7 protein-coding genes are annotated in these 7,724 nt (G+C 66.1%); 4 read left to right on the forward strand and 3 right to left on the reverse strand.

Annotated features, from left to right (window positions below; all coding sequences use genetic code 11):
- From VK533_RS04885 to VK533_RS04895, 3 genes are all read right to left on the reverse strand, one after another.
- The coding region (locus VK533_RS04885; protein ID WP_324375541.1) for a glycosyltransferase at positions 1–977 on the reverse strand (977 nt) is incomplete at its 3' end.
- A complete protein-coding gene (locus tag VK533_RS04890; RefSeq protein ID WP_324375543.1) occupies positions 977–2,305 on the reverse strand; it encodes a lipopolysaccharide biosynthesis protein in 1,329 nt (442 codons plus the stop codon). The genes VK533_RS04890 and VK533_RS04885, both read right to left, overlap by 1 nt.
- Positions 2,298–3,503 carry a hypothetical protein gene (locus VK533_RS04895; protein WP_324375545.1) on the reverse strand — a complete coding sequence of 402 codons (1,206 nt, stop codon included), beginning with the start codon at positions 3,501–3,503 and terminating at the stop codon, positions 2,298–2,300. Before VK533_RS04895 ends, VK533_RS04890 begins: the two co-directional genes overlap by 8 nt.
- A gap of 247 nt (positions 3,504–3,750) precedes the next feature.
- On the opposite strand from VK533_RS04895, the gene VK533_RS04900 reads away from it, so the two are divergent.
- From VK533_RS04900 to VK533_RS04915, 4 genes are all read left to right on the forward strand, one after another.
- Entirely contained in the window at positions 3,751–5,379 is a 1,629-nt protein-coding gene (locus VK533_RS04900; protein WP_324375547.1) for an NAD(P)/FAD-dependent oxidoreductase, read from the forward strand.
- Positions 5,376–5,852, forward strand: coding sequence for a low molecular weight protein-tyrosine-phosphatase (locus VK533_RS04905; RefSeq protein WP_324375549.1), 477 nt, complete (start codon positions 5,376–5,378; stop codon positions 5,850–5,852). Before VK533_RS04900 ends, VK533_RS04905 begins: the two co-directional genes overlap by 4 nt.
- On the forward strand, positions 5,836–6,639 hold the full coding sequence (locus VK533_RS04910; protein WP_324375551.1) for a fructosamine kinase family protein: 804 nt from the start codon (positions 5,836–5,838) through the stop codon (positions 6,637–6,639). The genes VK533_RS04905 and VK533_RS04910 overlap by 17 nt, the downstream gene beginning before the upstream one ends.
- Positions 6,640–6,797: 158 nt before the next feature.
- Positions 6,798–7,550 (forward strand): PEPxxWA-CTERM sorting domain-containing protein, encoded by a 753-nt coding sequence (locus VK533_RS04915; RefSeq protein ID WP_324375553.1) that lies wholly within the window; start codon positions 6,798–6,800, stop codon positions 7,548–7,550.
- Positions 7,551–7,724: the final 174 nt, after the last annotated feature.

Consider the following 7,724-nt stretch of genomic DNA (forward strand, 5'->3'; position numbering starts at 1 on the left):
CCGAGACGATCGGGATCGCGCAACAGATCCGCCAGCGCCCTCGCCAGCGCATCGGGATCGATCGGCGGAACGAGACGGCCGGTGACGCGATCAAGGATGGTGTGCCCAAGTTCGCCAACCGCCGAGGCGAGCACGGGCAGCCGCGCCTGCATGGCCTCGTGCGCGGCAATGCATAACCCTTCACGTCGCGAGGGCTGAACATAAAGATGCAGCCCGGCAAGGAACGATTTGGGTTCGGAGAAGCCTATAAGACGCAGGTCCGAAACGCCCAAAGCGGAAGCCTGCGCCGTCAGCTTCTCGCGCAATGCGCCGTCGCCGGCGATCTCGATCTCGATCGGAACCGGCGCGGTGAAGCCGTCGGCCCGCATACGCCCGAGTGCGGCGATCAGCACATCATAGCCCTTCGCCCGATGCAGCCGGCCGAGCGAGCCGATCCGCAGCGGCATGCCCGGCCGCCACGCTGCCGCTAGCGGCGCGCGCATATCCGCCGCGAACAATGGCCATACCGCGATCCGCTCCGGTGCGACGCCGAGGCGGCTGTGGGTCAGCGCGGCGACGCTGTCCGAATCCGCGACCCAGAATATCGAGCGGCGGTGCCGCAGCTTGAGCAGCAGCGCGTTGAGCGGCTTGAGAAAAACGGAATGCTGCCAGCTGACGACGTCGATCCCGTGCAACTGGCCGACAATCTGCCCCAGCAGGGTCGCGCGGGTCAGCGAGGTCCAGATCAGATCGGGCTGCCAGTCGAGTATCTGCCGATCGAGCCATTGCAGTGCGCCAAAATGGTTCGTTTCGCCACGCTCCCGGACCAGAACCGATATCCCCTCCTGCTCGATCGCCGAAAGGCCGCGTCCGTCGCGCATCGTCAGCGCCAGCACGCGCACGTCGCAACCCTCCGACCGCAGGACATTCACCACGGCGGGAACCGGGCCCGACGCACCGCCGCCTTCGAGCGAATTGATGACATAGGCGATGCGCATCAGACCGAAATCTCGTGGAGTGCGGCTTTGCGCGTCTGATGAAACACCATCAGCAGCAGCACGACCGACGCGCCCGCGCCCTGGATGATGGCGTGCCAGCCGGAGCCTTCCAGGCCGAAGGCGAGCATCATCAGCGGCAATAACGGCAGCAGTCCCAGGTTTATCGCAAGATTGGCGGCGACGGACAAAGTCGGCCGCCCCAGCGCCGTCAGCGCGGAACTGGCTGGCGGCGCCACCAGCCATGCGGTCCGCGCAATCGCGAGCAACAGGATCAGGCCGGCCGCACCGGCGAAGGCGTGACCGCCCAGCGCCACCGCAATCTGACGGCCGAACAGCATCAGGATGATCAGGACGGGCGTCGCGGCGGCGAGCGCGACGCCAGCGCAGCGCAGCAATGCCGTTCGTAATGCCGCGCCGCTGCCTCCGCCCGCGACCAGCCGTGCCAGCTCGGCATAGGCGGCCTGCCCCATGATCTGGGCGGGTTGCTGGATAACGACCGTCGCACGCTGCGCGACGGCATAAAGGCCCGCAGCCGCCGGTCCGAGGATCCAGCCCACGAACAAGGGCGCGATCCGTGCCGCCAATTCGGTCAACGTCACGTCGGCGTTGGCGGCGAGCATGAAGCGCCACAAGCCCGGATTTTCGGCGACAGCACCACGCACGCTGCCGAGCAGCGCCGGATCGCGCAAGGTGCGGCGGATCGCGATGACGCCCAGCAGCCACATCGCCGACCATTCGGCGAGCGCGGCGATAAGCCACGCCACCAGAAAGCCTTTCAGACCAAGACCCAGCCACGCCACGATGAGCGCGCCGATCAGCCGCACCGCCGGTGCGACGATATTGTGCAGACCGAGCAGATCGAACCTTCCGAGCAATTGCAGATAACCGGCGGGCGTCGCCCGGATCGAAGCGAGCACCGCGAAGCTATAAGGCAAAGCGAACGCGATTGCGGTCGGGGACCAGCCCAATGCGGGGCCGATCAGGGGCGCGAGGATGGCGGCCGCCAGGATCGAGGCGATGCCGCCCACGCCCTCGACCAGTCCCGCGAAACGCAACAACCGCAGCATGCGGGGATGATCATCCTCCGCCAGTGCCTGCGCACCGTAGCGCACGATCGCATGCCAGCCGGGAAATTCGACGATCCCCCCCACCGTCATGGCGAAGCCGTGGACCAGGACGAGAATTCCATAGTCGGTCGGCCCGAGCGCGCGGGTCGCGATCACCATATAGGCCAGACCAAGCAAGGCGGCCGCCGCCTTGCCGCTCAGCAGCTTGATGAGATTGCCGTAGATTCGCGCTACCAGCCCGCGGGCGGCGCTGTCAGGCATAGGCGATGCGGCGCGCGGGTTGCATCGCGGGCACGGGAAGTTCGATCCCCCCGACCCGCGCCACGACCTGCGCGGCCCGCACCGAAGAGGGCGTCTCGGTGAGATCGAAGCTCTGGTCGAACAATGTCCGCTGCGCGGCGGCGTAGCGCCCGCTTGGGTCGCGCGCCGCCTGGGCCAGCGCGTCACCGAGACGGATCGGATCGCCGATCACCGGACCGGCGCGCCAATGCGCGTAATTCTTGTCGTCCGCCCAATCGGTATCGTGCGCGTCGAGGAACACGCACGGGCGGGGATTGAGCAGGAACTCGTAGATCTGGCTCGACACGTCGCCGAGATAGATATCCGCCCGGTTGGTATATGTCATGTTGCTTGATGCGCGACTGCCGAGATCGATGTGGATGTTGGGCGCGCGCAGATAGCGTTCCTCGATTCGGCCGGGCCGGTCGATCCTGAGCTTGTCGATCGTCAGCGCGAACGGGCGTTCGAACAGCATCACGTGCGGCGCGAAGATCAGTTGATATTCGTCATGCTCGACGAACCAGTCGAGCACCGCGCGGCCCATTTTGTACCAGGAGGACAGATGCGGCGAGACATGCGGATTGTAGAGCACGACCGGCCGGCCGTCATCGATCAGCGCATGCGTGCGGGTCGAAGCGTGCAGATCGAACTTGGGATAGCCGACCACGCTGATCCGGCCTGGCTCGACGCCGGCTTCCCCGATCAACCGGCGGCGGATCTTCTCGCCCGATACCAGCACATGATCGAAACGCGCGCTCGCCGGATTGAAGCCGATCGCGCGATCGCCCGCGCCATGGCGGGTATGGACGATCTTGAGCCGGTCGAGCCCATAGCGGCTCTTGAGCATCAGCGAGGTCTTCTCGGCCACGACCAGCACGTCGAGCGAACGGAAGAAATCGAGATTGTCGCCGTAGACGAGGATTTTCTGGGCGGGCGCGAACGGTTCGGTCAGCGCCGCCAGGATTTCCGAGCGGCGGCGATGGACGCGCAGCGGCTGGATGCTGAGATTGTTGCCGATGCGGCTGCCGGCGAGCCGGACCACCTCCGCCTGGATGCGCGCGTTGGTCGGCGCGAGGATCACCTGGATATCGGGCGCAAGCTCCGCCAGCGCCAGCGCGATCGGCAGGCTGTGGGCGACCTGATGAATCTGGTCGTGGTTGAAGAGGAAAGCTACCCGCATAAACGCCAGACGCCGCCGGGGCGGCTATTCCGCATCCCTTGGCAGCCCCTTATCGGCGCGCTTGGCGATGCTTTTGTGACTCCGTCCGGCGTGGCGATCCGCCGCGAACGCAGCCGACCTTGATCGATCCAGGCTAGGCCTGGGTCGTGAATCAAGGTCTCAACATTTGCGAGAGCCTGATTCACGTCATCGGCGGAAGCGCGTAGCGCTTCCTCCTCAGACGATCAGGCTCTAGAGGGCGCGCTTCATGCTGCGCCTCACCGATCTCAAGTTGCCGCTCGGCCATGCGCCCGACGCGCTGCGCGACGCGATCCGCGTCCGCCTCGGTCTCGTGGCGGATACGGCGTTCAATTTCACGATCGCCCGGCGCGCCAACGATGCCCGGCGCAAGTTCGCGATCCTGATGGTCTATACGGTCGATGTCGCGCTTGCCGGCGAGGCGGATTTGCTCGCGCGCTTCGCCGACGATCCGCATGTCCGGCCGACCCCCGACACCGGCTATCGCTTCGTCGCGCAGGCGCCCGCCGATTGGAGCGGAGCCCGCCCGGTCGTGATCGGCGCCGGGCCGTGCGGGCTGTTCGCCGGGCTGATCCTCGCCCAGATGGGGTTCCGCCCGATCATCCTCGATCGCGGCAAGGCAGTCCGCGAACGGACCAAGGATACGTGGGGTCTGTGGCGCCGCCACGTGCTCGATCCGGAATCGAACGTGCAGTTTGGCGAAGGTGGGGCGGGCACCTTTTCCGACGGCAAATTGTGGAGCCAGATCAAGGATCCGCGCTTCCTCAGCCGCAAGGTGCTCACCGAATTCGTCGCCGCCGGCGCCCCGCCCGAAATCCTGACCGAGGCGCATCCGCACATCGGCACCTTCCGCCTGGTGTCGATGGTCGAGCATATGCGCGCCACGATCGAGGCGCTCGGCGGCGAATATCGCTGGCAGCATCGCGTCGACGATCTGCGGATTGCAACCACGCCCGACGGCAGCCGGCGGCTGACCGGTCTCGTCCTGCAGACCGGCGAGACGATCGAGGCCGATCATGTCGTGCTCGCGGTCGGCCACAGCGCGCGCGACACGTTCGAGATGCTCCACGCGCGCGGCGTTTTCATCGAGGCCAAGCCCTTCTCGATCGGCGTCCGGATCGAGCATCCGCAAGCGTGGATCGACCGTGCCCGGTTCGGCGAATGCGCCCGGCATCCCGATCTCGGGGCGGCGGCCTATACCCTGTCGCATCATTGCTCCAACGACCGCACCGTCTACAGTTTCTGCATGTGTCCGGGCGGCCGGGTGGTCGCCGCGACGTCCGAACCGGGCCGGGTCGTGACCAACGGTATGAGCCAATATTCGCGCGCGGAGTTCAATGCGAACTCCGGGCTGGTGGTCGGAATCGATCCGGAGCGCGATTATCCGGGCCATCCGCTCGCCGGCATCGCATTGCAGCGGGACCTGGAGGCGCTGGCGTTCGAAGCAGGCGGCGGCGATTATTCGGCGCCGGGGCAGAAGGTCGGCGATTTCCTGGCGGGCCGTCCCTCGGACGCGCTGGGTGAGGTCGTGCCGTCCTACAAGCCCGGCGTCCGCCTGACCGATCTTGCCGCCTGCCTGCCCGATTATGCGGTCGCGGCGTTGCGTGAGGCGATCCCGATCTTCGGCCGCCAGATTGCGGGCTACGACCATCCCGATGCGATGCTGACCGGGGTTGAGACGCGCACGTCTTCCCCGCTGCGGATCACGCGCGGCGGGGACTTTCAGAGCCTCAACACGCAGGCTTTGTTTCCCGCTGGAGAGGGCGCGGGCTATGCCGGCGGCATCCTTTCCGCGGCGATCGACGGGATCAAGGTGGCGGAAGCGGTCGCGCGCAGCATGCTGGGCGAGGCCGCATGACGCAGCCCGCGATCCTGTTCGTCTGTCTCGGCAACATCTGCCGGTCGCCGCTGGCCGAGGCCGCGTTCCGGGCGCGCGCGGCCGACGCCGGGCTCGATGCCAGGGTCGATTCCGCGGGGACGGCCGGCTGGCATGTCGGCGATCCGCCCGATCGGCGCGCGCAAACCACCGCGCTGCGCCATGGCGCCGATATTTCGCGCTATCGCGGCCGCCAAATCGAGACCGCCGACTTTCATCGTTTCACGCATATCTTCGCGCTCGATCAGGACAATCTCACCAGCCTCCGCCAATCCGCGCCGGCCGACGGCACCGCCGAAATCGGGCTGCTGCTCGACCTCGTCGATGATCTGCGCGGCCAGCCGGTCGCGGATCCTTATTATGGCGACGAAGCCGGCTTCGAACGGACCTGGGACCAGGTCGATGCCGCCGCGCAGGCGCTCGTCGCCCGCCTGACGCGTGACCGCGCCGGCTGAAGCGGCCGCGCGGCTGCTCGGCCAGCCGGTGGCGCGCACGCGGCGGCTGTCGGGCGGCGACCTGTCGGCGGTGTTTTACCTCACGCTGGCCGATGGCAGCGCCTGCATCGCGAAGCAGGCGGATACCGCTTTGGCCGAGGCGGACATGCTGCGGGCGATCGCCGCGACCGGTGCACCCGCACCGAATATTCTCGCGGCGAACGATGCGTGGCTGATCATGGAGGAAATTGCCCATGACGGCCGCCTCGAATCCGCCTGGCCCGATCTGGCGCGTATGCTGGGGCTGCTCCACGCGGCGGATGGCGGCCGTTACGGCTGGCCGGCGGATCATGGCTTCGGGCCCGTACGGATCGAGAATGCATGGTCGGAGAACTGGCCGGATTTCTGGAGCAACCGGCGGCTGCGCTGCCACCTGCCGTATATCGGACGGGCGCTGGGACAGCGGATCGAACGGCTTGCCGACCGATTAAGCGATCTGCTCCCGCCGCAGCCACGTGCGGCGTTGCTCCATGGCGATTTGTGGGGCGGCAATATCCTGGTCGCCGGCGGCCGCGTCTCCGCATTGATCGATCCAGCCTGTTATCATGGCGACCGCGAGGTCGATGCGGCGATGCTTACTTTGTTCGATCGGCCGCCGCCCGCCTTCTTCGAGGCGCTAAATCTGGAGCAGGGCTGGCGCGAACGGCAACCCGTCTATCGGCTATGGCCGTTGCTGGTTCATTTGCGCCTGTTTGGCGATTCGTACGGCGATTCGGTCGGCGCGGCACTTTCGACCTTGGGCGTTTGATCTGCGATGGTTCAAACGCGCTATCGTGCGATTTGCACGCACCGCAGCAAAAAAACGCCGATTAGCCGCGAAAATTAACCACCAAAGATGGTTAACGGACTATTTATTTGCGCTGCGCTGCGGTATTAGGGTTGCAGTTCATCAGTTGGGGTGTCGTCATGAAGTGCTCGTACGCGTATCTCGCAGCCGCCGCGTTGCTGGCTTCGGCCGCCCCTGCGTTCGCCTCGACCGAGACGTTCGGTCAGTTCATCCAGCAGACGCCGAATGCGCGCTTGTTCACCTATACCAAGCAGGATAGCGGCGCGAACAAGAAGGCGGAGATCAAGGGCACCTCGATCCCGGTTTATTATCTGCTTGCCGCAGCCGGCCTGCCCGCCGACCTGCTCGGTCCGCAGAACGCGACGTTGAGCGTCGATTTCGTCTCGAACCTTGGCACGACCGGCACGGGCAATTCGCGCACGCAGCTGTTCGACACGGTGACGAACGGTTCGATCAGCTTCATCCGCAACACCGCCGCTGCCGAAGGCAACGGCACCCGCACCAACCTGCTGACCGTCACCTTCAGCAATGCGGAACTGGACGCGAGCCAGAATAACGGCTCGTTCACGTTCAAGAGCAACGACAATTCGGTGATCACCTTCACCTCGGACTTCCTCGATTTCTCGAACGTCGTGGACAAGGATTTCTCCTTCTCCTTCTCGGGTTCGAGCCCGAGCTTCAACGCGCCGGTGGGCAGCTCCAGCCGCAGCCTGAGCTTCTCGGGCTCGGGCACCTTCGCATCCGACCCGGCGCCGCTGGTTGTCGGCGGCGTGCCGGAGCCGGCCTCGTGGGCGCTGATGCTGGGTGGCTTCGGCCTGCTCGGCGCGACCTTGCGCATGCGCAAGACCGCACCGCTCGGCGCGATCGCCTGACGCCGTCCGATCCGGACGATCGATCAAGAACGCCGCCGGTCCTGCGACCGGCGGCGTTTTTCGTGGGACGCGTTTCATCTGATCAGGGGCGTGGTTGAAGCCGCGCCCCAACCCGATTATCGGGAGGGCGAGGGCGGTTAGCTCAGTTGGTAGAGCATCTCGTTTACACCGAGA

The sequence above is a fragment of the Sphingomonas sp. genome, from assembly GCF_035317925.1.
GTDB lineage: Bacteria > Pseudomonadota > Alphaproteobacteria > Sphingomonadales > Sphingomonadaceae > Sphingomonas_I.